Genomic DNA, 20,388 nt, shown 5'->3' with positions numbered 1-20,388 from the left:
GGCGACCGTCCCGCGGCAGGATCAGCCCGCCGCGTCCGGGCCCAGAGTGGCCTCGATGCCGGCGACGATGATCCGCAGCCCGGCCTCGTAGCCCTGCTCCAGATCGCCGAACATCTCCTCGCCGGCCAGCGCCGCGAGCGGATAGTCCGGTCCGAGCCGCCGCTCGCGGTCACCCTGGTCGTAGACCGGGTCACGGGCGTCCCGCCGGCCGGGCACCGGATGGACCGACTGCTCCTCGATCACCTGGCCCACGGTGTAGTTGTAGGCGGTCCACCAGGCCCGCGCCGCCTCTTTCAGGGTGAAGCCCGCCTCCGTGAAGCAGGACATCAAGGAGTTGAGCGGCCCGGCGGCGCTGTCGTCGGTCATCCGCGTACCGCTGAAGACCTTGCCGCCGTCGCGGTAGCCGAGCAGTGCGTGGCGCATCGTCCGGCAGCCGTCGAGAAGCATTTCCTGCCAGGTGCCGCCCTGCGGGCCCGCGCCGGACCCGCCGGACCCGCCCCCCTCCAGGCTCCCGAACATCCGCCGGAACATCTCGGTGGCCATCTCGTCCAGCAGTTCCTGCTTGTTCTTGAAGTGCCAGTACAGCGCGGGGGCCTGGACGTTCAGCTCCTTGGCGATGCCCCGCAGGGTGAGCCCGTCGAGGCCTACCTCGTTCAGCAGCCGCAGGGCGGTGTCCACGACCTGCTTCCGGTCGATGCGCGAAACCATGTTGACAACTTAACACCGTTAAAGCCATGCTCGGCACATGGAACTTAACAACGTTAAGGACAGCGCCGGCACGGCGGACACCCTTCCCGCGACCGTCGACGTACTGATCACCGGCGGGGGCCCGACCGGCATCGCGCTCGGCATCGACCTCGCCCGGCGCGGCGTGCGCGCCCTGATCGTCGAGCGGCAGGACCACCTCTCCCCCGGCGCCCGCGGCACGGGTCTCCAGCCGCGCAGCCAGGAGGTCTACGAAGACCTCGGCCTGCTGGAGGCGGTCCGCGAGGTCGGCGGCCTCTACCCGCCGACCGCCCTGTGGGAGAACGGCCGGATCACCGAGATCCACGAGATGATCGAGCGGGTCGACCCCACGCCCGACGCGCCCCACTCGAACACGCTGATGGTCCCGCAGTTCCGCAACCTCGAGGTGCTCCACGCACGGCTGACGGAGCTGGGCGGCAGCCTGCTCTTCGGCACCGAACTCACCGAGTTCACCCAGGACGCCGACCAGGTGACAGCCCGTCTGCGGCGGACGGACGGCACGGAGCACACCGTGCGGGCCGCCTATCTGGTCGCCGCCGACGGCGGGCGCAGCACCGTGCGCCGGGCACTGGGCACCGCGATGAGCGGCCCGGACCTGGAGCCCGGTGTCGCCCTCCTCGCCGATGTGCGGATCGACGGCCTCGACCGGGACCACTGGCATCGCTGGATACTGCCGACCGGTGGCTTCCTCGCCCTGCTCCCGCTCACCGGCACCGACCTCTTCCAGACCGTGATCGCGGGCCCCGGCGGAACCCCGGACACCTCTTCGGAGACCGTCCGCGCGCTGCTCTCGGAGCACACCCATCTGGCGGCCGAGCAGATCCGCGACGTGGTCTGGACCTCGCTCTTCCGCCCCCGCGCCGGCATGGCCGACAGCTACCGCGAGGGCCGGGTCTTCCTCGCCGGCGACGCCGCGCACGTGCACTCCCCGGCGGGCGGCCAGGGCCTGAACACCAGCGTGCAGGACGCCTACAACCTCGGTTGGAAGCTCGGCCTGGTGCTGCGTCACGGCGCCCCCGACGCCCTGCTCGACAGCTACGGCACCGAGCGCCGGCCGATCGCCGCCCACATCCTCGAGACCAGCACCCGGCTGCACCGCTCGGGCACCCTGCGCCGCGGCCGGGATCTGCACCAGCTCGGCATCGGCTACCCCGACAGCCCGCTGTCGCGGGAACTGCGCACGGACCTCGCGGCGGGTGTGCCGGTCGCCGGTGACCGGGCCCCCGACGCCCCCTGCCGCACCGCCGACGGCCGGCCCACCCGGCTCTTCGACGCCTTCCAGGGACCGCACTTCACCCTGCTCGTCCTGGGCGGCGCCGCGCTGGACGCGACCGCGCTGCCCGCCGACCCCGCCCTGCTGCGGATCGTCCGCGTCGACGGCCCGGACGCCGACCTGCTCGACGCCGACGGCCATGTCCGCGACGCCTACGGCAGCGGCCCGGCCGTCCTCCTGGTCCGCCCCGACGGCTACCTCGCCCTCGGCGCCCCGGACGGGGACGCCACGGCCCGGGTGTCCGCCGCCCTGGCGGACCTCCTCGGCACGGCCGCCCTCCAGCCGGCCGGATGACCTCGGGCGCACGAGGCCGCACCGGCGGGTCCACGCCGGTGCGGCCTCGTGCCCGGGGCACGGGCGCCTCGATGGGGCGAGGCGCCCGGCGGACCGGGTTACAGCACCAGCGACAGCAGCAGGACGCACCCGATCCCGACGACCGAGATCAGCGTCTCCATCACCGACCAGGTCTTCAGCGTCTGGCCGACGCTCATCCCGAAGTACTCCTTGACCAGCCAGAATCCGGCGTCGTTGACATGGCTGAAGAACAGCGAGCCGCACCCGATGGCCAGCACCAGCAGCGCGGCATGGGTGGTGCTCATGTCCGCGGCGAGCGGGCCGGCCAGGCCGGCGGCGGAGATGGTGGCCACCGTCGCGGAGCCGGTCGCCAGCCGGATGGCGACCGCGATCAGCCAGGCCAGCAGCAGGGCGGAGATGTGCCAGCCCTTGGAGACGTCCAGGATCATCTGGCCGACACCGGCGTCCACCAGCGTCTGCTTGAAGCCGCCGCCCGCCCCCACGATCAGCACCACCCCGGCGATCGGGCCGAGCGACTTCTCGACGGTGCCGGCGATCCGGCCGCGGGTGAACCCGGCCGCCCGGCCCAGCGTGAACATCGCCACGAGGACGGCGGTCAGCAGCGCGATCAGCGGGGATCCGACGACGTCGAAGACCCTCTGGACCGTGTGCTCCGGATCGTCGACGACGATGTCCACCAGCGCCTTGGCCAGCATCATCACCACCGGCAGCAGCACGGTGGCCACGGTGATCCCGAAGCCGGGCCGCTTCTCCAGGTCGTCACCGGCGCGCTCGGGAACCATCTTCTCCGGCGGTTGGATGTCCACCCAGCGGGCCGCGTAACGGGAGAAGACCGGGCCCGCGATGATCGCCGTAGGAATGGCGACGACCACACCGAGCGCGAGGGTGATGCCGAGGTTGGCCTTGACGGCGTCGATCGCGGCGAGCGGGCCGGGGTGCGGCGGTATCAGCCCGTGCATGACGGACAGTCCGGCCAGCGCGGGGATGCCGATCCGCATCAGCGAGAAGTTGCCGCGCTTGGCGACCAGCAGCACCACCGGGATCAGCAGCACGATGCCGACCTCGAAGAAGATCGGCAGCCCCACGATCCCGGCGATCAGCACCATCGCCCAGGGCATCGCTCTCCGGCCCGCCCTCGCCAGGATCGTGTCGACGATCTGGTCCGCGCCGCCCGAGTCGGCGAGCAGCCGCCCGAGGACGGCACCGAGCGCGATCAGCACGCCGGTGCCCGCGACCGTCGTGCCCAGCCCCGTCGAGAAGCTGGTGATGGCCTTGTCCAGCGGGGCGCCGGCCACCGCGCCGAGCACCAGCGAACCGATGATCAGCGACAGAAAGGCGTGCAGCTTGAACTTGGTGATGAGCAGGACGATGACGGCTATGCCGGCCAGAACGGCGATGCCCAGCTGTGCGTGACCGGCCGAGGTGATCGGCTCGGTCGCATCCGCTGCGAGCATCTCGACGCTGAGATGTGTCACGGCGATTCCCTTGGTTGGACGGGAGGGGGGAGGGGTGCTGCCGCAGGACGGCCCGGAAAAGAGGTGCGGGTGGGGAGCAGGAGGTGCGGGTGGGGGCCGCCGGGCCTATCCGGCCGGCGCGGTCATCGCACGCAGTGCGGCCACCGCGCGCCCGGCGATCCGCTCCGGGCTGCCGGACACATCCACGGCGACGCCCGCCTCGTCGCGCCCGAGCGGTTCGAGCGTGGCGAACTGGGAGTCCAGCAGCGCGGCCGGCATGAAGTGGCCCCGGCGCCCGGCCATCCGCTCTTCGATCAGCGCGCGGTCCCCGGTGAGGTGCAGGAAGACGACTCCGGGGGCGGCGGCGCGCAGCCGGTCACGGTAGGCGCGCTTGAGCGCGGAGCTGCTGACGACGCCCCCGTGCCCGGCCCGCTCGTGCGCCCAGGCGCCGATGGCGTCCAGCCACGGGCCGCGGTCGGCGTCGTCCAGCGGGATACCGGCCGACATCTTGGCGATGTTGGCCGGCGGATGGAAGTCGTCACCCTCGGCATACGGGACGCCCAGTCCGGTGGCCACCAGCGGGCCGATGGTGGTCTTGCCGGTGCCGGCCACGCCCATCACGACGATCACGTCGGGGGTGCTCATCCCGTGGTACCTCGCTGTCTTCATCGACCTCGTGCGGCCTCCACTGAAACCCATTAGGTACGACGTATTCAAGAGCCCGTGATGCAAACGTCATACTTAATTGGCCGGGGTCGGGGAACGTAGGCTTGCCCCATGGAAAACGAGGGGAAGGGACTGCACGCCCGTGTACTGGAGTCCCTGGGGCCCGCGATCACCGCGGGCGACTACCCTCCGGGCACGGTGTTGCGCACGGACGAGCTGGAGCAGCGCTTCGACGTCTCCCGCACGGTCATCCGCGAGGCGATCCGGGTACTGGAATCCATGCAGCTGGTCGCCTCCCGGCGCCGGGTCGGGGTGACCGTCCGGCCCACCGAGGAGTGGAACGTCTACGACCCGCGGGTGATCGGCTGGCGGCTGGCCGGCCGCGACCGCCCCCGGCAGCTGCGCTCGCTGACCGTGCTGCGCTCGGCGATCGAACCGGTCGCCGCGGGCCTCGCCGCCCGGCACGCCACCCCCGCGCAGTGCGCCGAACTCACCGAACACGCCATGGGCATGGTCGCCACCTCACGCGGCCAGCAGCTCGACGCCTACCTCGTCCACGACACGGCCTTCCACCGGGTCATCCTGACCGCCTCCGGCAACGAGATGTTCGCCCGGCTCGGCGACGTGGTCGCCGCCGTCCTGACCGGCCGCACCCAGCACCATGTGATGTTCACCGACCCCGACCCGGCCGCGGTCACCCTCCATGTCCAGGTAGCCGAGGCGGTACGCACCGGCGACGCGGCACGAGCGGAGTCCCTGACCCGCGAGATCACCACGGGCGCCATGGCCGAACTGGACGTGCTGGCACCGTAGTTGGCCCCGAGCGGTCGGCCCACGGGTCAGAACAGCGGCTGCTGCCCGGGAATCGGCGGCTCCTCCGGGTCGAACAGCTTCTCCGCCGGCGCCATCATCGGCGCGATCCGGCGCGACCCCGGGCAGGAGATCAGCTCCAGCACCGTCCGCCGCCCGGGCGGGTCATGGCGGGCGTAGCGCCCGCCGACAACGGCGATCTCTCGGGTGCAGACGGGGCACGCGCGGCGGGGTGACGACATGACCCCAGTCTGACTTACCCCAGCTCGACGCTCACAAGCTCCCGCACCCGCCCGGCCAGGGCCCGCGCCCGCGGATCCGCCCGCTCGGCCGCGTCCACCAGCCGGGCGAGGTCGTCCGCCCACCGCCCCGAGGTCGCCTCCGTCACCCCGATCCGCGCGCCTCCGCGCTCCACCAACCCCCGGACGGGCTCCGCGTCCTGCCCCGGCACACCGCCTCGTGGACGACATCGGTGCGGGCGCCGGGGAAGGAGGACAGTGGCGACTCGACCACCTCCATCACGAACCCTTCGCGGCCCGCCACATACCCCGGGTCATATAGCCGCCCGCGCACGGTCCGCCCGTCAGGCACCGCCACCCAGCACGCAAGGGACGCGTACGGCCGCGCCGCGCACACCACCGCCCGGTCGAGCGCCGCCGCCAGCCCCAGCGCAAGGTCCCGGCTGCCGGGCGGTGCGGGAACCCGCTCCGTCATATAGACGTCCAGCACCCAGGACACATCGCCGTCCGCCGCTTCGTAGTCGCAGCTCACCGCCGCGTCCCAGTAGCGGGTCTCCGGGTCGTAGCCCTCGCCCGCCACCTCGACCTCCGCTGCGGGCACCCCCAGGCACCGGGCAAGCGCCCCCGGCTCCAGCTCCCCCACGACGGCGAAGCCATAACTCGTCCCCACGGCCATCCTTCCCCCTCACCTGCTGCCCCACCTGGTCACTCGGATGCTCACTCAGAACGCATCAGTCGGCACATAAGTCCCCCACACCCCCCGCAGCGCCTCGCACACCTCGCCCACCGTCGCCCTCGCCCGCAGTGCCTCGCGCAGGGGGTAGAGGACGTTGTCGGTGCCCTCGGCGGCCTTGCGGAGGTCGTCGAGGGCGGCCGAGACGGCACGGGCATTGCGGCGGTCCCGGAGCACGGCGAGCCGTTCGACCTGCTGGGCCTCGATCGCCGGGTCGACGCGCAGCGGCTGGTACGGTTCCTCCTCGTCCAGCTGGAAGCGGTTGACGCCGACCACGACCCGCTCGCCGGCGTCCGTCTCCTGCGCAAGGCGGTAGGCGTTGCGCTCGATCTCCTCCTTCTGGAAACCCCGCTCGATGGCGGCCACCGCACCGCCCATGTCCTCCACCCTGCGCATCAGCGCGACGGCCGCCTCCTCCACGTCGTCCGTCATCGACTCGACGGCGTAGGAACCGGCGAACGGGTCGACGGTGGCGGTCACATCGGTCTCGTAGGCGAGCACCTGCTGGGTGCGCAGCGCGAGCCGGGCCGCCTTGTCCGTGGGCAGGGCGATGGCCTCGTCGAAGGAATTGGTGTGCAGCGACTGGGTGCCGCCGAGCACGGCGGCGAGTCCCTGGAGGGTGACCCGGGCGAGGTTCACCTCCGGCTGCTGGGCGGTGAGCTGCACCCCCGCCGTCTGGGTGTGGAACCGCAGCATCAGCGACTTGGGGTTCTTCGCGCCGAACTCCTCCCGCATCACCCGCGCCCAGATCCTGCGCGCGGCCCGGAACTTGGCGACCTCCTCCAGCAGCGTCGTACGGGCGACGAAGAAGAAGGAGAGCCGCGGCGCGAAGTCGTCGACGTCCATCCCGGCGGCCACGGCGGTCCGCACATAGGCGATGCCGTTGGCGAGGGTGAAGGCGATCTCCTGCGCGGGCGAGGCGCCCGCCTCGGCCATGTGGTAGCCGGAGATGGAGATGGTGTTCCACCGGGGGATCTCGGCGCGGCAGTAGCGGAAGATGTCCGCGGTCAGCCGCAGGGAGGGCTCCGGCGGGAAGATGTAGGTGCCCCGGGCGATGTACTCCTTGAGGACGTCGTTCTGCACGGTCCCGTTCAGCCGGTCCGCCGTCACTCCTTCCTCCTCCCCCACCAGTTGGTAGAGGAGCAGCAGCAGCGCGGCGGGCGCGTTGATCGTCATCGACGTCGACACCTTGTCCAGCGGGATACCGCCGAACAGCACCCGCATGTCCTCGACGGAGTCGATGGCCACACCGACCTTGCCCACCTCGCCCGAGGCGATCGGGGTGTCCGAGTCGTGGCCCATCTGCGTCGGCAGGTCGAAGGCGACCGACAGGCCCGTGGTGCCGTGGGCGATCAGCTGCCGGTAGCGGGCGTTGGACTCGCGCGCGGTGCCGAAGCCGGCGTACTGCCGCATCGTCCAGGGCCGCCCGGTGTACATCGACGGATACACGCCACGGGTGAAGGGGTAGCTGCCGGGCGCGCCGAGGCTGCGCTCCGGGTCCCAGCCGTCCAGCGCCCCGGGCCCGTACACCGGCTCGATCGGCAGGCCGCTCTCGTTGTACCGCTCACTGCCCGACTCGTGCGCCATGGGTGCACGCCTCCCAATTGGTGACCCGTTCGTCCGGGTTTACGCCGTGCTCACAGCATGCCCGCAGGTTCGCCGTCCCGCAGCGCTGGGAAGAGTCTCCGAGGGCCGGTCGGGCCGCCGAGATCCGGGGGTTGCTCATGCAGCGGAGCAGTGGAAGACGTACGGCGCCTGCGGTGGCCGCGGTGCTGATGGTGGCGGCGCTGGCGACGGGCTGCCGCCCGGTGACGGTCACCGGAGCCGGTTCGCCCCCCAGCGCGGGCGCCCGCTACGCCCCCACCTCCCCCGCTCCCCCGCCGCTCGGCCACCAGGCACCCCCCGCCCCGGACCGGCACGCCACCCCGCCGCGCCCCCAGCGCACCGCCCACCACGCGTCACCGGCCCACCGGCCGCTCATGGCAACCGGCTCCCGCGGCGCGCAGGTCCGCGAACTCCAGGCGAGGCTGGCCCAGCTGGGTCTCTTCGACCACTCCCCGACGGGCTACTACGCCTCGGTGACCGCGACCTCGGTCCGCGCCTTCCAGCAGCGGCAGGGCCTGCCCCGTACGGGCACCGTGCAGTCCACGGCCTGGAGGGCGCTGCGGTCCCACACCCGCACGCCCTCGCACACCGAGCTCTACCCGCCCACCACGCGTCCGGTCGGCACCCCCGACCCGCGCTGTATGACGGGCAGGGTGATCTGCATCAGCAAGCGCAGCAACACCCTCACCTGGATGGTCGACGGCCGGGTCGTCTCGGCGATGGATGTCCGCTTCGGCTCGCAGTACACCCCCACCCGCGAGGGCGTCTTCGCGCTCACCTTCAAGAGCCGCCATCACGTCTCGACGCTCTTCCACACGGCCATGCCGTACGCGATGTTCTTCAGCGGCGGCCAGGCCGTCCACTACTCCCCGGACTTCGCCGCCCGCGGCTACCGCGGCGCCTCACACGGCTGCGTCAACGTCCGCGACAAGACCAAGATCGCCGCCCTGTTCCACACAGCGAAGAGGGGCACCAAGGTGGTCGTCTTCCACTGAGTCGCTTCACCTTCCCCACGGCCCGACCCAAAATCTCTGACCGAAGCGAAAATTGAGCAACCCCCACCCACGGATCCACCTCCGCGAGAGCGGCGCCGGTTTAGGCGCAAAGAGAGGGCGCGGGCAGGGCCGGGGGAACGTGCCCCGCCCGCGCCAGATGCGCTGAGCCGTAGGTACGGGGGGAACCCCGGCTCGTCGCGCAGCCGATGACCAGTCGGCTCACTCATTACTGCGCCACGGGTTCAAAAAACGTCACACCGGATCGTCGGCGGTTCCGCTGGGCGTGGCGGTTCCGGGGTCCGGTGCGGTGGCGGAGGGGTCAGGGGCCGGGGTGGACGTGCCGGAGCCGGGCGTGGCGGCGGGCGGCTGGGCGGGGTGCCCTTCGTCGTCCTCGTCGCCGCCCGTTGCGCCGCTGCTCTGACCCGATCCGCCGGTGTCGCCGCCGACGCCGCCGACGAGCCCGTCGCCCGAGCCGCCGCCGGTCTGGTACCGCGCCAGGTAGGCACGGCAGAAGGCGTGCACCTTGTCGGGCCCGCCGGCCTTGCGTTCGAGGCTCCGCAGCGTGTCGCGGTCCATGGTGCCGCGCTTGCCGGACTCGTAGTTCCGGCAGAGGGTGAGCAGGAGATTCTTCGTGCCGCCGCGGCCGGGATCGGTCGCTGTGCCACCGGGCTTGCCGGGGTTGCGTCCCGTGCCGCCGCTCGGAGTGCCGCCGGGTCTCCCGCCGGCGCCGGGGCTGGCGCCGGGCGTGGGGGTGCCGGAGGGCCGGGTGTCCGGCCGGCCGGGGGTGGCATCGGGGGTCTGCGCCGTGGTGCCGTCGGTCTGGGCGCCGGGGTCGCCGGTGCGGAACGGCCGGGGGGTTTCCGCGGCCGAGACGCTGGAGGCGGGTGCCGGGTCGCCGCCCCGGAAGGGGCTGGGCAGGACGCCGGTACCGGCCGCGACGGCGACGCCGCCGATGGCGCAGGCCGCGAGGGCCACGGCGAAGCCGCGCCGGAAGGGGCGGCCGAGCCGGGTGCGTTCGGCGAGGTCTGCGGTGTGGGCGGTGCGCACACCGTCCGCGAACGGGTCGGCGGCGGTGCGGTGGCGGGCGCCGGAGCCGCGGCGGGCGGCCTGGCGGAAGGCGGCGACGGCCGCGTCCTCGCCGGGCAGCTGCGCGGTTTCGGGTGTCCTGGCGGCGACCGCGGCGGCGGCCTCCAGGAGCTGTTCGAGTTCACGTGCACCGTCGCCGTGCCGGGCACTGACCGCTTCACCGCGCAGCAACTGCTCCGCGGTGTCCTTGTCGAGCCAGTTGTACCGGTCGTCGGCCATCACATGTCCTTCTGCGTTCGTGCGGCCGTTTCCGTCACACCCGGTACGTACGATTCCGCCACGCCGTCGCGGCGTCTTCTGCCCTGTACGGGCACTCCGTTCATTGTCCCGCCACCTCCGGGCGGGCCCGGCGCGGGTGGCCGCGAGGGGGTTCCTTCCCCTTGGCCGGCGCCGTCTTCCCCGCCGCCCCGGCCACTGCCCTGGCGTCCTTCCCGAGGTCCGTTACGGCGTCCGGCCCGAGGTCCGTCCTGGATCCGGTCCGGCTCGTCGCCGATCAGCTCGGCGAGCCGCCGCAGTCCGCGGTGTGCGGCGGTGCGCACCGCGCCGGGCCGTTTGCCGAGCACCCGCGCGGCGTTCTTGGCGTCGAGTCCGACCACCACCCGGAGCACCACCGCCTCGGCCTGGTCCTGTGGCAGCCCGGCTATCAGCCGCATGGCGCGGCCGGTGCCCAGCGCTTCAAGTGCCTCGCCCGCGGTGTCGGACGCGCCGGGGGTGTCGGCCAGCTCACTCTCGTCGCCGCCGATCGCCGGGCGCCGGCCGCGCATCCTGATGTGGTCGAGGGCGCGGTTGCGGGCGATACGGGCGGCCCAGCCGCGGAACCGGTCGGCGTCGCCACTGAAGCGGGAGAGGTCGCGGGTGATCTGGAGCCAGGCCTCGGACGTGACGTCCTCCACATCCGGTTCGCTCACCAAGGTCCGTACATATCCCAACAATCGGGGATGCACGGCGCGGTAGACGGTACGGAACGCCGCCTCGTCACCATCCTGTGCCGCTTGCACGGCCACCGTCAGCCGACGGTCGTCCGGCTGAATGTCGTCCCCTCGCACGGGTCCATCCTGTCGCACGCGGAATGTCCGCCGCCCGGTCCTTGCTGCATTACTGCTTCGCTCGCCGTACCACCGGCCTTGCTTACCCGTTCCGGCGTCGTTCGAGCGGGCGGCGCCCGTCCGTACGGTGCCGGAGCCGGGGCGGGCCACCGTGCGCCGCCGGCCGCGGCAGGCCGGAAACCGCTGGTAACCCTGATGTTCCCGCAGACCGTATCCCGTGTGGGCGAACGATCCGAACCCGGGAAGGGCGCGCCGGTCCCCGCGACGGAGTCGCTCAGCGCAGGACACCGAGCGTCCGGCACTCCGGAGACGCGCGCGCCCGAACCCCTCGAAAACTCCCGTAACGGACCCCCGGGAACTCCCGGAACCGGCCCCCGGAAACTCCCGGGACGGCACGCTCGGGAACCCTGGGAATTCCCCGGGACGACCCCCTCGGGACTCCCCGGAAGGACGGCCATTTCCGGCCACGCCCAACGGCTCGGCACTGTGCGCGACCGGCGCGGAACCGCACGTTACGGGCTTGTTCGGCCCTGCGTCCAGGGCACCACCGGCCCTGCGCCCGCCCCCTCGCCGACCCCTCTCGCCCGCCCCTCGCCGGCCCGATCCAGACCACGAGCCGTACCTCTCCCCGTACCCCGTGTGACGCTTTCGCGCCGTCTGGCGCTGTACCGGATAGAGGGCCGTCACAGGCTCTTCGCGAACGACGGCCGGGGCCTCTCCTGTGGGGGGTGGCGGCCCCGGCCGTCCTCGCTTTCTCTCACCCGTTTCTTACCGGGTCCGCTCCCGTGACCGGCCTCTCACACCCGGCCGGCCAGCGCCTTGAACTCCGCCCAGGACAGGGCCGGCGTCCGCGGGTCCCAGGTCTTCTGCGCCAGTGCCGCCAGCGGCAGCCGGATCCCGGCCGCCACCTGCTGCGCCGTCTGCGCCTGCGCCCGGTCGCACCAGATCGCGAAGCGCGCCCCGGGGATGCGGTCCGGGCCCGTCATGTTCGCGGGCACCGCCACCGGCCGGGTGCCGCGGAGGACCATCGGCGTCCAGCTCTGGTAGATCCGCTGGCCGGTCGGATAGGTGAACTGGTTGGGCTCACCGAGCACGTAGTAGAGGAACGCGTCATTGAAGTTCATGACGTTGCGGCCCTCGTGGAGGTATTCCGCGGGGTCGCGCTTGCCGGCCTCCGTGCCGGTCCAGTAGTCGACCATCCGGCTCTTGGGCGCGCTCACGACGCCGTCGGCGAAGAATCCGTCGTTCCAGGCCTCGATGCGGTTCTTGCCCTTGGCCTCCACGGTCTTCTGCCGGTCGTTGAGCCAGCCGGTCGTCAGGTCCTCGATGGTGCCGCGGGACCCGTACTTCTGCCGGGCCGCCTTCGCGAGCTGCGGGTACTTGGTGGCGGGGGAGGACGACATCAGCGCCTGGTACTCGTCGCCGCCCAGATGCCAGTACGCCGGGGCGCCCTTGGGGTTGGTGAAGAGCTCGCTCATTTCCTTCAGCAGCGAGTCGATCAGCGGGGCGGACTTGGGGTTGGAGATGTCGATCGCCCCGGGGATCACCCGGCCCTGTACGTTGCGCAGCCGCAGGGCGGGATAGTGGGCCAGCACGGCGCCCAGGTGGCCGGGCGAGTCCAGCTCCGGGACCACGGAGATGTGCAGGGTGCGCGCGAGCGCGATGATCTGGCGGACCTGGGCCTTGGTGAGATGGTCGGCGGAGACCACCTCGGGGTGGGTGTCGCTCTGGATGCGGAAGCCCTGGTCGTCGGAGAAGTGCAGCTGGAACTGGTTGAGCTTGAGGTCGGCGATCTCCCGCAGCCGGTCCTCGATCCAGTTCTGGCTGAACGGCTTGCGGGCGTTGTCCAGCGACATTCCGCGCTGCGGGCGGCCGGGCCGGTCCTCGATGGTGCCCTCGGGAAGTCCGCCGGCGGCGTGTACGGCCTGTTTGACGGTGCGGGTGCCGTAGAAAATTCCGGCGTCGGTGGGGGCCGTGAGGGTGAGCTTGGTCCCGGCGGCCTTGAGGGTGTAGGCCTCGTCGGCGGCGCTCTTGGCGGGGACGTTGTTGTCGGTGTTCTTGCCCGTGAGCTTCACCTCGACATCGCCGGGCCGTACCTCCTGGTCGCCGTAGACGAGGCCGAGGCCGAGGTCGTTGGCCATCCGCTGGGCCTCGTCGGCGACATTGCTCTTCTCGCCGGCCGGTACCACCACCCGGGCTCCCTTGGAGGGTCGCCAGCCGCGCCCTTCGGCCTGGTGGAATTCCCGCACGGCGGGGATGACCTGTGGTTTTCCGGTCACCGGTGCCCAGGTCGGGGTGGCGGCGGGCGAGGGGTTCACCTTGGCGCTGGTACTCCCGGGCGACTCGGTGCCGGCGGTGCCGGAGCAGCCGGAGAGCAGCAGCGCACCGGCGAGGGCCACGGCCGACAGCGCGGGCCGGGCCGCCGGGCCCCTCCGCGCCCTGGACCTCGTCAGGGGGCGCAGCAAGGCCGAGGGCCGCGGGGCGCGCGGCGGCCGCATCGGATTCGACATCGTGCAATCCTCACTTTTCGGGGCGAAGGCATTGCCAGGTGCGTGGAGCCGGTCGTCCACCGAACGCGCGAAAGCTCTCTCATCCGGGTGAAATTCGCGCATCCTTCGGACAGCGAACGACAAGCGTCGTTAGCGTGGCGGTTCCAGTCGTCACCCCCTTCACAGGGCCCTCCCGGAACCACCGGATACCGCCGGGGTGTCGTGATCCACACGCAACCACCGTCACATCCGCCGCCGCTTCGCGTCCCGGCTTCGGTCCGCTTCCCCCAGCTTCCTTCAGTCGTCCGTCCCGCACCCGTCGAAGAGATCCATTCGCATCCGTCCGAGGAGCCCACGCTGTCCGGTGACACCCCGGCCGCCCGGCCGACGACGCTGCGTCCTGTGCAGCCCCCGTGGTGGGGCATATCGTCACGGGCCCCCGGCTCCGCCCTGCCCCGCCCCCGCCGTGCGGACATCGGGCTCGGCCGCTTCAACGCCCTCGGCCGTGACGACACCCTGGCCGCGCTCCTGCGCTGCTGCGGCAGCCGCCGCTGGGCCGAGCGGGTGGCCGCGCACCGCCCGTACCCGGATCCGGAGTCCCTGCTCGCCGCCTCCGACGAGGCCTGTTACGACCTGACGGCGGTGGAGCTGGATGAGGCGCTGGCCGAGGAGTCGCTTTCCCCGCAGCCGCTCGTCGGCGCCCGCGGGCCCGGCACCCTCGCCGCCCACACCGCGCTGCGCGCCGCCCACGCCGAGTACGAGCGGCGGTTCCGTCATGTCTTCGTCATCTGCCTGGACGGCTACCGCGACGAGGAACTGCTCGACCAGGTGCTGTCCGGCATCCGCACCCGGCTGGGCAATGAGCCGGACGAGGAGCGAACGATCGCCGCGGAGGAGCTGCGCCGGCTGGCGCGCGGCCGGCTGATCCGGCTGATGAGCTCCGAACTGTGATGAATCATGGCGCTTGGCCAGGAAAGTTCCGGTTCGTTCTTGTGTGATAGCCCGTTGGTGCCTGTTTGATCACACCTAAGGACCCCCGCGCGAGGAACCGACAGCTCGTCGATACGATGACGAGCGGCCGGTGGACCATACCCGGCCGGGCCCGACCGACAGAGAAGCCGGCGCGGCCCTAGTCCCCGCTCCCGGAGGGTTCTTCCGTGCCGGCTGGAACGCTGTACCGCGGCCGGGAAGGCATGTGGTCCTGGGTGGCTCACCGAGTCACCGGCGTCCTCATTTTCTTCTTCCTGTTCGTCCACGTCCTCGACACCGCTCTCGTACGCGTCTCACCCGAGGCGTACGACAACGTCGTTGCGACATACAAGACGCCGATCGTCAACGTGATGGAGTACGGCCTGGTGGCCGCCATCCTCTTCCACGCGCTCAACGGCCTGCGGGTCATCGCCGTGGACTTCTGGGCGAAGGGCCCGAAGTACCAGAAGCAGATGCTGTGGGCCGTCGGCGTCGTCTGGTTCGTACTGATGGCCGGTGCCTTCTACCCCGTGCTGCAGCACACCCTGCGCACGCTGTTCGGGAGCTGACGCGAGATGTCTGCTGAAACCACCTCCGCAGAGGCGACCGACGGCGCCTCGCTCTACGACGTGGACCACCCGGCGCCGGTCATCGAGGCGCCGCGCAAGCGCACGAAGAAGACCGGGAGTGCCTCCCGCGGCAACTTCGAGATGCAGGCCTGGCTGTTCATGCGGCTGTCCGGCATCGTGCTGGTCGTCCTGGTGCTGGGTCACCTGCTGATCCAGCTGGTCCTCGACGGCGGCGTCTCCAAGATCGGCTTCGCGTTCGTGGCCGGCCGCTGGGCCTCGCCGTTCTGGCAGGTCTGGGACCTGCTGATGCTGTGGCTGGCCATGCTGCACGGCGCCAACGGCCTGCGCACGGTCATCAACGACTACGCGCAGCGGGACAACACCCGCTTCTGGCTGAAGATGCTGCTGTACACCGCGACGGTCTTCACCGTCCTTCTGGGCACGCTGGTGATCTTCACCTTCGACCCGAACATCTCCTGAAGCCGGGGCTGACTGGAACCATGCAGATCCACAAGTACGACACCGTCATCGTCGGCGCCGGTGGCGCGGGCATGCGCGCGGCCATCGAGTCGACCAAGCGCAGCCGCACCGCGGTCCTGACGAAGCTCTACCCGACCCGCTCCCACACCGGCGCCGCCCAGGGTGGCATGGCTGCCGCCCTCGCCAACGTCGAGGAAGACAACTGGGAGTGGCACACCTTCGACACGATCAAGGGCGGCGACTACCTGGTCGACCAGGACGCCGCCGAGATCCTGGCGAAGGAGGCCATCGACTCGGTCCTCGACCTGGAGAAGATGGGCCTGCCGTTCAACCGCACGCCGGACGGCACGATCGACCAGCGCCGCTTCGGCGGTCACTCCCGTAACCACGGTGAGGCCCCGGTCCGCCGGTCCTGCTACGCCTCGGACCGCACCGGCCACATGATCCTCCAGACGCTGTACCAGAACTGCGTCAAGGAGGGCGTGGAGTTCTTCAACGAGTTCTACGTGCTCGACCTGCTGCTCCAGGACGTCGACGGCGTCAAGAAGTCGGCGGGCGTCGTGGCGTACGAGCTGGCCACCGGCGAGGTGCACGTCTTCCAGGCGAAGTCGATCATCTTCGCGTCCGGCGGCACCGGCAAGTTCTTCAAGGTGACCTCCAACGCGCACACCCTGACCGGTGACGGCCAGGCCGCGGCCTACCGCCGCGGGCTGCCGCTGGAGGACATGGAGTTCTTCCAGTTCCACCCGACGGGCATCTGGCGCATGGGCATCCTGCTGACGGAGGGCGCCCGTGGTGAGGGCGGCATCCTCCGCAACAAGGACGGCGAGCGCTTCATGGAGAAGTACGCGCCCGTCATGAAGGACCTCGCCTCGCGCGACGTCGTCTCGCGCTCCATCTACACGGAGATCCGCGAGGGCCGCGGCTGCGGTCCGGACGGCGACCACGTCTACCTGGACCTGACCCACCTGCCGCCGGAGCAGCTGGACGCCAAGCTCCCGGACATCACCGAGTTCGCGCGGACCTACCTCGGTATCGAGCCCTACACGGACCCGATCCCGATCCAGCCGACCGCGCACTACGCCATGGGCGGCATCCCGACCAACGTCGAGGGTGAGGTGCTGGCGGACAACACCACCGTCGTACCGGGCCTGTACGCCGCCGGCGAGGTGGCCTGTGTCTCCGTGCACGGCGCCAACCGCCTGGGCACCAACTCGCTCCTGGACATCAACGTCTTCGGGCGCCGGGCCGGCATCGCGGCGGCGGAGTACTCGGCCACCGCCGACTTCGTCGAGCTCCCCGAGGACCCGGCGAAGCAGGTCATCGACCAGGTCGAGCGACTGCGCAACTCCAACGGCACCGAGCGGGTCACCGAGATCCGCAAGGAGCTGCAGGAGTGCATGGACGCCAATGTGATGGTGTTCCGCACCGAGCAGACGATCAAGACCGCGGTCGAGAAGATCGGCGAGCTGCGCAAGCGCTACCTGAACGTGTCCGTCCAGGACAAGGGCAAGCGGTTCAACACCGACCTGCTGGAGGCCATCGAGCTGGGCAACCTGCTCGACCTGGCCGAGGTCATGGCGGTGTCCGCGCTGGCCCGCAAGGAGTCCCGCGGCGGTCACTACCGCGAGGACTACCCCAACCGCGACGACGTCAACTTCATGCGGCACACCATGGCGTACCGCGAGGTGGGCGCAGACGGCGCAGAGTCGATCCGCCTCGACTACAAGCCGGTCGTGCAGACCCGCTACCAGCCGATGGAGCGTAAGTACTGATGAGCACCCCGACTCTCGACAAGAACTCCGCGGCACTGGACGCGGCCGAGGACGGCGCTTCGCACCTGATCACGGTCACCTTTCGGATCCGCCGGTTCAACCCGGAGGTCTCGGAGGACGCCAGCTGGGAGGACTTCCAGCTGGAGATCGACCCCAAGGAGCGCGTCCTGGACGCCCTCCACAAGATCAAGTGGGAGCTCGACGGGACGCTGACCTTCCGTCGTTCCTGCGCCCACGGCATCTGCGGCTCGGACGCCATGCGCATCAACGGCCGCAACCGTCTCGCCTGCAAGACGCTGATCAAGGACATCAACCCGGAGAAGCCGATCACGGTCGAGGCCATCAAGGGCCTCACGGTGATGAAGGACCTTGTCGTCGACATGGAGCCCTTCTTCCAGGCGTACCGGGACGTGATGCCCTTCCTCATCACGACCGGCAACGAGCCGACCCGTGAGCGGCGTCAGTCCGCCGAGGACCGCGAGCGCTTCGACGACACCACCAAGTGCATCCTGTGCGCCGCCTGCACGTCCTCGTGCCCGGTGTTCTGGAACGACGGCCAGTACTTCGGCCCGGCGGCGATCGTCAACGCGCACCGCTTCATCTTCGACTCGCGTGACGAGGGCGGCGAGCAGCGGCTCGAAATCCTCAACGACAAGGACGGCGTCTGGCGCTGCCGGACGACCTTCAACTGCACGGACGCCTGCCCGCGCGGTATCGAGGTCACCAAGGCCATCCAGGAAGTCAAGCGCGCGCTGATCACCCGTCGCTTCTGACGGGCAGCGGGGCACCGCTCAGCGCCCGGCGGGAGACCGCTCAGCGCTCAGCGCCTGGCGGCGGTCCGGGTTCCGGCCACCCGGCCGCCGAACAGCGCCGGCACGTCCCGAAGGGCCCCGCCTCCGTATCCCCGGAGGCGGGGCCCTTCGGCCTGTCCGCCCGCCGTCTCCCGCGCCGGCGCCGGGTACACGAGCACCGGCGGCAGCGCCTCGTCCACCAGCGCCAGCGGGTGGTCACAGCAGAAGTACGAGGGGACGAAGACCAGGCCCCGTCCCCGCAGGTGCAGTTCCCGCTCCACCGGATAGCCGACCTCCAGCACCGGCGGCCGCCAGCGCATCGGCGCCCCGAACGTCCGCAGCATCGCCTCCACCCCGGACTGCGCCAGTACCTGCTTGCGCCACTCCCGGTCCGCGCCGACCCGCCCGGCGATCCGCGGCCAGGACGGCGCCACCGCCAGATGGTGGTACGTCCGCAGGCTGCGCGCGAGCTGCCGCAGTGCGGCCGGCTCCCCCTCGCCGATGCCGCGCGCCCATCCCGGCAGCGCCCGGTGCCCCGACAGCCTCGTCAGCTCGGTCCGCAGCCGCTGGCGCGGGGTGCTCATCACGGCCTCCAGACCGGACTCGATCCCGTACTGGGACGCGGCCGGCGTGAGGAAGTCCGGAAAGTACCCATGGAGCGGGACCAGCGCGAACAGCGTCCGCAGCGGCCCCGGCCCGTGCCGTACGGCGTGCTGCCGCCAGGCCGCCAGCGCCGGATCGGTCCGGTCCTCCCGCAGGCTGTGCAGGCTCAGCACCGTCTCCCAGAGCGGGTCGGCACCGTCGGCCACCCGCGTACGCACCAGATCCTGCGCGGTGAAGTGCACTCGCAGCACATCGCCCCCCTGCCTCTGCGCCGCTGCCCGCACGGCGTGGACACGAGGATCTGTCCGAAGGGTGGATTGCCGCAACCGAAACCCACGGGTAGCATCCGGCGGCCGCCGGAACTCCGCAACTCGACTACTGCCGTGCCGAGTTGAGCTGGTGCGCGGTCCCCTACCGCTCGCCCTCGAGGACCTTGTCCAGGAAGGCGTCCAGGTTCCGTACGGTACGGGCGATCCGCTCCTCCAGCGGCAGCGTCTCCTCGTGCCGCCCGGCGAGCTGGGACCGCTTGCGTCCCCGGACGTAGAGGGAGCAGGCAAGGTCGGCGCACAGATACGTCCCGACGGTGTTGCCCTGCCGCCCCAGGGGACCCGCCCGGCGCGCGGCCAGCAGGCTGACCCCGGACCCCGGATGCCCGGTCACACAGACCGAGCACACCGTCGTCTTCGTGAAACTCCGCCGCACGCCCTGCGGCACCCGCAGCGTCACCCCGATGATCCCGTCACCCCGCGGCGCGACCAGATAGCTCCGGTCCGGCGCTCCCGGATCGCGCCACCCCAGGAAGTCCAGCTCCCCCCACGGGAGTTCGGCCAGCCCCACCGGCAGATGGATCCTGCTCGCCTCCCCCTTCGAGCAGTTGACGAACGAGGCGCGTATTGCTTTTTCACTTACGGGGTCCATGGGGGCTGAAGTTAACAGCGGGCCCTGGGGGCCGTCGCCCGATTTATCTCCGGGCGGGGCGGACGGGGCGGAAGGTGCGGGACAGGGAGGGGCGGGGCGGGAGAGGACGGAAGAGCACTGTCCGGGCGGCGCCCCCGGTCCCGGCCTCGGTGCCGACCTTGGTGCCGACCTTGGTGCCCCTCACGCTCCCCTCCTCATCATCCACGACCGGTTGGTCATCCGGTGCAGCCCGGCCTGGTGGGCCCTTGCGATCCGCTGCGCGTCGGCCTCCTCCCGCTTCCGCGCGGTCTTGTCCCAGTCCGCCGGCTTCAGGAACAGCATCGCGTTGCTCCCCGGCACCACCAGAACACCCCCGAAGGGCAGGTCACCTGCCAACCACGCGCCTTCCTCCGCCCCTTCGGGCCAACACCGACGCCCCGCCGCGTTGACCGCCAGCATCAGCGGCGCCCCGTGCTGCCCTCGCGTCGGCACGCGGATCTGGTGGACATCGCCGTACTCGGTCCACTTCGCGCGCTTCATGAGCACCCGGGGACGGAACTCCAGCGGGTAGTGGCGGAGCACTTTCTCGCACTGGGAGACACGGGTCCCGTAAACGGCGCGCCACACCGTCATGATGAGTACGCCCACACCGACAGGAATGGGCAGAGCAAGGAAGAACGAGTCAGAGCCTGTGACGCGGAGCAATATCACGGAGCCCGCCACAAGAAGCACACCGATCAGCAAACGCACGGTCATGAGCCGGGCCAGCGCAAGGCGGTTGGCTTTCAGCACCTGCGCGATGTCCGGGGCTTCCCGCAATTCCGGAGTGCGCGACTCGTACGCCAT

General features: G+C 71.1%; 22 protein-coding genes. 8 read left to right on the top strand and 14 right to left on the bottom strand.

Translation table 11 applies throughout. The features are described 5' to 3' along the window. Positions 1-21: 21 nt before the first annotated feature. Entirely contained in the window at positions 22-708 is a 687-nt protein-coding gene (locus CFW40_RS22535) for a TetR/AcrR family transcriptional regulator C-terminal domain-containing protein (RefSeq protein WP_088799587.1), read from the bottom strand. A 37-nt stretch (positions 709-745) separates the two neighbouring features. On the opposite strand from CFW40_RS22535, the gene CFW40_RS22530 reads away from it, so the two are divergent. Further along, positions 746-2,314, top strand: a complete 1,569-nt coding sequence (locus CFW40_RS22530) for an FAD-dependent monooxygenase (RefSeq protein WP_088799586.1) — start codon at positions 746-748, stop codon at positions 2,312-2,314. Between the two features lie 98 nt (positions 2,315-2,412). Here the strand turns inward: CFW40_RS22530 and CFW40_RS22525 are convergent, their stop codons facing one another. Further along, complete coding sequence (locus CFW40_RS22525) at positions 2,413-3,810, bottom strand: gluconate:H+ symporter (protein ID WP_088799585.1); 1,398 nt, start codon at positions 3,808-3,810, stop codon at positions 2,413-2,415. Positions 3,811-3,915: 105 nt separating this feature from the next. Further along, positions 3,916-4,434, bottom strand: a complete 519-nt coding sequence (locus CFW40_RS22520; protein ID WP_088799584.1) for a gluconokinase — start codon at positions 4,432-4,434, stop codon at positions 3,916-3,918. A gap of 132 nt (positions 4,435-4,566) precedes the next feature. On the opposite strand from CFW40_RS22520, the gene CFW40_RS22515 reads away from it, so the two are divergent. Then, the gene (locus CFW40_RS22515; RefSeq protein ID WP_088799583.1) at positions 4,567-5,268 is read left to right on the top strand and encodes a FadR/GntR family transcriptional regulator; all 702 of its coding nucleotides are present in this window, start codon (positions 4,567-4,569) and stop codon (positions 5,266-5,268) included. Between the two features lie 26 nt (positions 5,269-5,294). On the opposite strand, the gene CFW40_RS22510 is transcribed toward CFW40_RS22515, so the two are convergent. The 4 genes from CFW40_RS22510 to CFW40_RS22500 are packed head-to-tail and all read right to left on the bottom strand — an operon-like array spanning position 5,295 to position 7,824. Then, entirely contained in the window at positions 5,295-5,507 is a 213-nt protein-coding gene (locus tag CFW40_RS22510) for a hypothetical protein (protein ID WP_088799582.1), read from the bottom strand. A gap of 14 nt (positions 5,508-5,521) precedes the next feature. Continuing rightward, complete coding sequence (locus CFW40_RS38230) at positions 5,522-5,653, bottom strand: hypothetical protein (protein WP_256331330.1); 132 nt, start codon at positions 5,651-5,653, stop codon at positions 5,522-5,524. Beyond that, entirely contained in the window at positions 5,650-6,174 is a 525-nt protein-coding gene (locus tag CFW40_RS22505) for a hypothetical protein (RefSeq protein WP_088799581.1), read from the bottom strand. The genes CFW40_RS38230 and CFW40_RS22505 overlap by 4 nt, the downstream gene beginning before the upstream one ends. Before the next feature lie 51 nt (positions 6,175-6,225). Next, on the bottom strand, positions 6,226-7,824 hold the full coding sequence (locus tag CFW40_RS22500; RefSeq protein WP_088799580.1) for a methylmalonyl-CoA mutase: 1,599 nt from the start codon (positions 7,822-7,824) through the stop codon (positions 6,226-6,228). Positions 7,825-7,997: 173 nt separating this feature from the next. On the opposite strand from CFW40_RS22500, the gene CFW40_RS22495 reads away from it, so the two are divergent. Then, positions 7,998-8,837, top strand: coding sequence for a L,D-transpeptidase family protein (locus tag CFW40_RS22495; protein ID WP_256331331.1), 840 nt, complete (start codon positions 7,998-8,000; stop codon positions 8,835-8,837). 252 nt (positions 8,838-9,089) lie between these two features. On the opposite strand, the gene CFW40_RS22490 is transcribed toward CFW40_RS22495, so the two are convergent. From CFW40_RS22490 to CFW40_RS22480, 3 genes are all read right to left on the bottom strand, one after another. Next, positions 9,090-10,142 (bottom strand): hypothetical protein, encoded by a 1,053-nt coding sequence (locus CFW40_RS22490; protein WP_088799578.1) that lies wholly within the window; start codon positions 10,140-10,142, stop codon positions 9,090-9,092. Next, a complete protein-coding gene (locus CFW40_RS22485) occupies positions 10,142-10,969 on the bottom strand; it encodes an RNA polymerase sigma factor (RefSeq protein WP_371127274.1) in 828 nt (275 codons plus the stop codon). Before CFW40_RS22485 ends, CFW40_RS22490 begins: the two co-directional genes overlap by 1 nt. 797 nt (positions 10,970-11,766) lie before the next feature. Beyond that, complete coding sequence (locus CFW40_RS22480) at positions 11,767-13,479, bottom strand: glycoside hydrolase family 20 protein (RefSeq protein WP_088799577.1); 1,713 nt, start codon at positions 13,477-13,479, stop codon at positions 11,767-11,769. Positions 13,480-13,860: 381 nt separating this feature from the next. Between CFW40_RS22480 and CFW40_RS22475 the strand changes: the two genes are divergently transcribed. The 5 genes from CFW40_RS22475 to CFW40_RS22455 all read left to right on the top strand — a co-directional run bounded on the left by CFW40_RS22475 (position 13,861) and on the right by CFW40_RS22455 (position 18,024). Continuing rightward, a complete protein-coding gene (locus tag CFW40_RS22475) occupies positions 13,861-14,409 on the top strand; it encodes a 2-oxo-4-hydroxy-4-carboxy-5-ureidoimidazoline decarboxylase (RefSeq protein ID WP_371127275.1) in 549 nt (182 codons plus the stop codon). Between the two features lie 206 nt (positions 14,410-14,615). After that, complete coding sequence (gene sdhC, locus CFW40_RS22470) at positions 14,616-14,996, top strand: succinate dehydrogenase, cytochrome b556 subunit (RefSeq protein WP_088799576.1); 381 nt, start codon at positions 14,616-14,618, stop codon at positions 14,994-14,996. 6 nt (positions 14,997-15,002) lie between these two features. After that, positions 15,003-15,476, top strand: coding sequence for a succinate dehydrogenase hydrophobic membrane anchor subunit (locus CFW40_RS22465; RefSeq protein ID WP_088799575.1), 474 nt, complete (start codon positions 15,003-15,005; stop codon positions 15,474-15,476). A 20-nt stretch (positions 15,477-15,496) separates the two neighbouring features. After that, the gene (sdhA, locus tag CFW40_RS22460) at positions 15,497-17,251 is read left to right on the top strand and encodes a succinate dehydrogenase flavoprotein subunit (RefSeq protein WP_088799574.1); all 1,755 of its coding nucleotides are present in this window, start codon (positions 15,497-15,499) and stop codon (positions 17,249-17,251) included. Next, the gene (locus CFW40_RS22455; protein ID WP_088799573.1) at positions 17,251-18,024 is read left to right on the top strand and encodes a succinate dehydrogenase iron-sulfur subunit; all 774 of its coding nucleotides are present in this window, start codon (positions 17,251-17,253) and stop codon (positions 18,022-18,024) included. The genes sdhA and CFW40_RS22455 overlap by 1 nt, the downstream gene beginning before the upstream one ends. A 47-nt stretch (positions 18,025-18,071) precedes the next feature. On the opposite strand, the gene CFW40_RS22450 is transcribed toward CFW40_RS22455, so the two are convergent. The 4 genes from CFW40_RS22450 to CFW40_RS22440 all read right to left on the bottom strand — a co-directional run bounded on the left by CFW40_RS22450 (position 18,072) and on the right by CFW40_RS22440 (position 20,388). Then, a complete protein-coding gene (locus CFW40_RS22450) occupies positions 18,072-18,896 on the bottom strand; it encodes a hypothetical protein (RefSeq protein WP_256331332.1) in 825 nt (274 codons plus the stop codon). A gap of 160 nt (positions 18,897-19,056) precedes the next feature. Further along, a complete protein-coding gene (locus CFW40_RS22445) occupies positions 19,057-19,563 on the bottom strand; it encodes an FBP domain-containing protein (protein ID WP_088799571.1) in 507 nt (168 codons plus the stop codon). Positions 19,564-19,606: 43 nt separating this feature from the next. Further along, positions 19,607-19,747, bottom strand: coding sequence for a hypothetical protein (locus CFW40_RS37235; protein WP_176956410.1), 141 nt, complete (start codon positions 19,745-19,747; stop codon positions 19,607-19,609). Next, positions 19,744-20,388, bottom strand: coding sequence for a hypothetical protein (locus CFW40_RS22440; protein ID WP_088799570.1), 645 nt, complete (start codon positions 20,386-20,388; stop codon positions 19,744-19,746). The genes CFW40_RS37235 and CFW40_RS22440 overlap by 4 nt, the downstream gene beginning before the upstream one ends.

The organism is Streptomyces sp. 2114.4 (assembly GCF_900187385.1).
In the GTDB taxonomy this organism is placed as follows: Bacteria; Actinomycetota; Actinomycetes; order Streptomycetales; family Streptomycetaceae; genus Streptomyces; species Streptomyces mooreae.
The sequence above is the reverse complement of the archived record's forward strand: the minus strand, read 5'-3'. Positions and strand labels throughout refer to the sequence as shown.

Excerpts from the sequence above, each read along its gene's own strand:
- CFW40_RS22535 (WP_088799587.1), bottom strand. The coding sequence starts at position 708 with ATGGTTTCGCGCATCGACCGGAAGCAGGTCGTGGACACCGCCCTGCGG.
- CFW40_RS22530 (WP_088799586.1), top strand. The coding sequence starts at position 746 with ATGGAACTTAACAACGTTAAGGACAGCGCCGGCACGGCGGACACCCTT.
- CFW40_RS22520 (WP_088799584.1), bottom strand. The coding sequence starts at position 4,434 with ATGAGCACCCCCGACGTGATCGTCGTGATGGGCGTGGCCGGCACCGGC.
- CFW40_RS22515 (WP_088799583.1), top strand. The coding sequence starts at position 4,567 with ATGGAAAACGAGGGGAAGGGACTGCACGCCCGTGTACTGGAGTCCCTG.
- CFW40_RS22510 (WP_088799582.1), bottom strand. The coding sequence starts at position 5,507 with ATGTCGTCACCCCGCCGCGCGTGCCCCGTCTGCACCCGAGAGATCGCC.
- CFW40_RS22500 (WP_088799580.1), bottom strand. The coding sequence starts at position 7,824 with ATGGCGCACGAGTCGGGCAGTGAGCGGTACAACGAGAGCGGCCTGCCG.
- CFW40_RS22490 (WP_088799578.1), bottom strand. The coding sequence starts at position 10,142 with ATGGCCGACGACCGGTACAACTGGCTCGACAAGGACACCGCGGAGCAG.
- CFW40_RS22480 (WP_088799577.1), bottom strand. The coding sequence starts at position 13,479 with ATGTCGAATCCGATGCGGCCGCCGCGCGCCCCGCGGCCCTCGGCCTTG.
- CFW40_RS22465 (WP_088799575.1), top strand. The coding sequence starts at position 15,003 with ATGTCTGCTGAAACCACCTCCGCAGAGGCGACCGACGGCGCCTCGCTC.
- sdhA (WP_088799574.1), top strand. The coding sequence starts at position 15,497 with ATGCAGATCCACAAGTACGACACCGTCATCGTCGGCGCCGGTGGCGCG.
- CFW40_RS22455 (WP_088799573.1), top strand. The coding sequence starts at position 17,251 with ATGAGCACCCCGACTCTCGACAAGAACTCCGCGGCACTGGACGCGGCC.
- CFW40_RS22445 (WP_088799571.1), bottom strand. The coding sequence starts at position 19,563 with ATGGACCCCGTAAGTGAAAAAGCAATACGCGCCTCGTTCGTCAACTGC.
- CFW40_RS22440 (WP_088799570.1), bottom strand. The coding sequence starts at position 20,388 with ATGGCGTACGAGTCGCGCACTCCGGAATTGCGGGAAGCCCCGGACATC.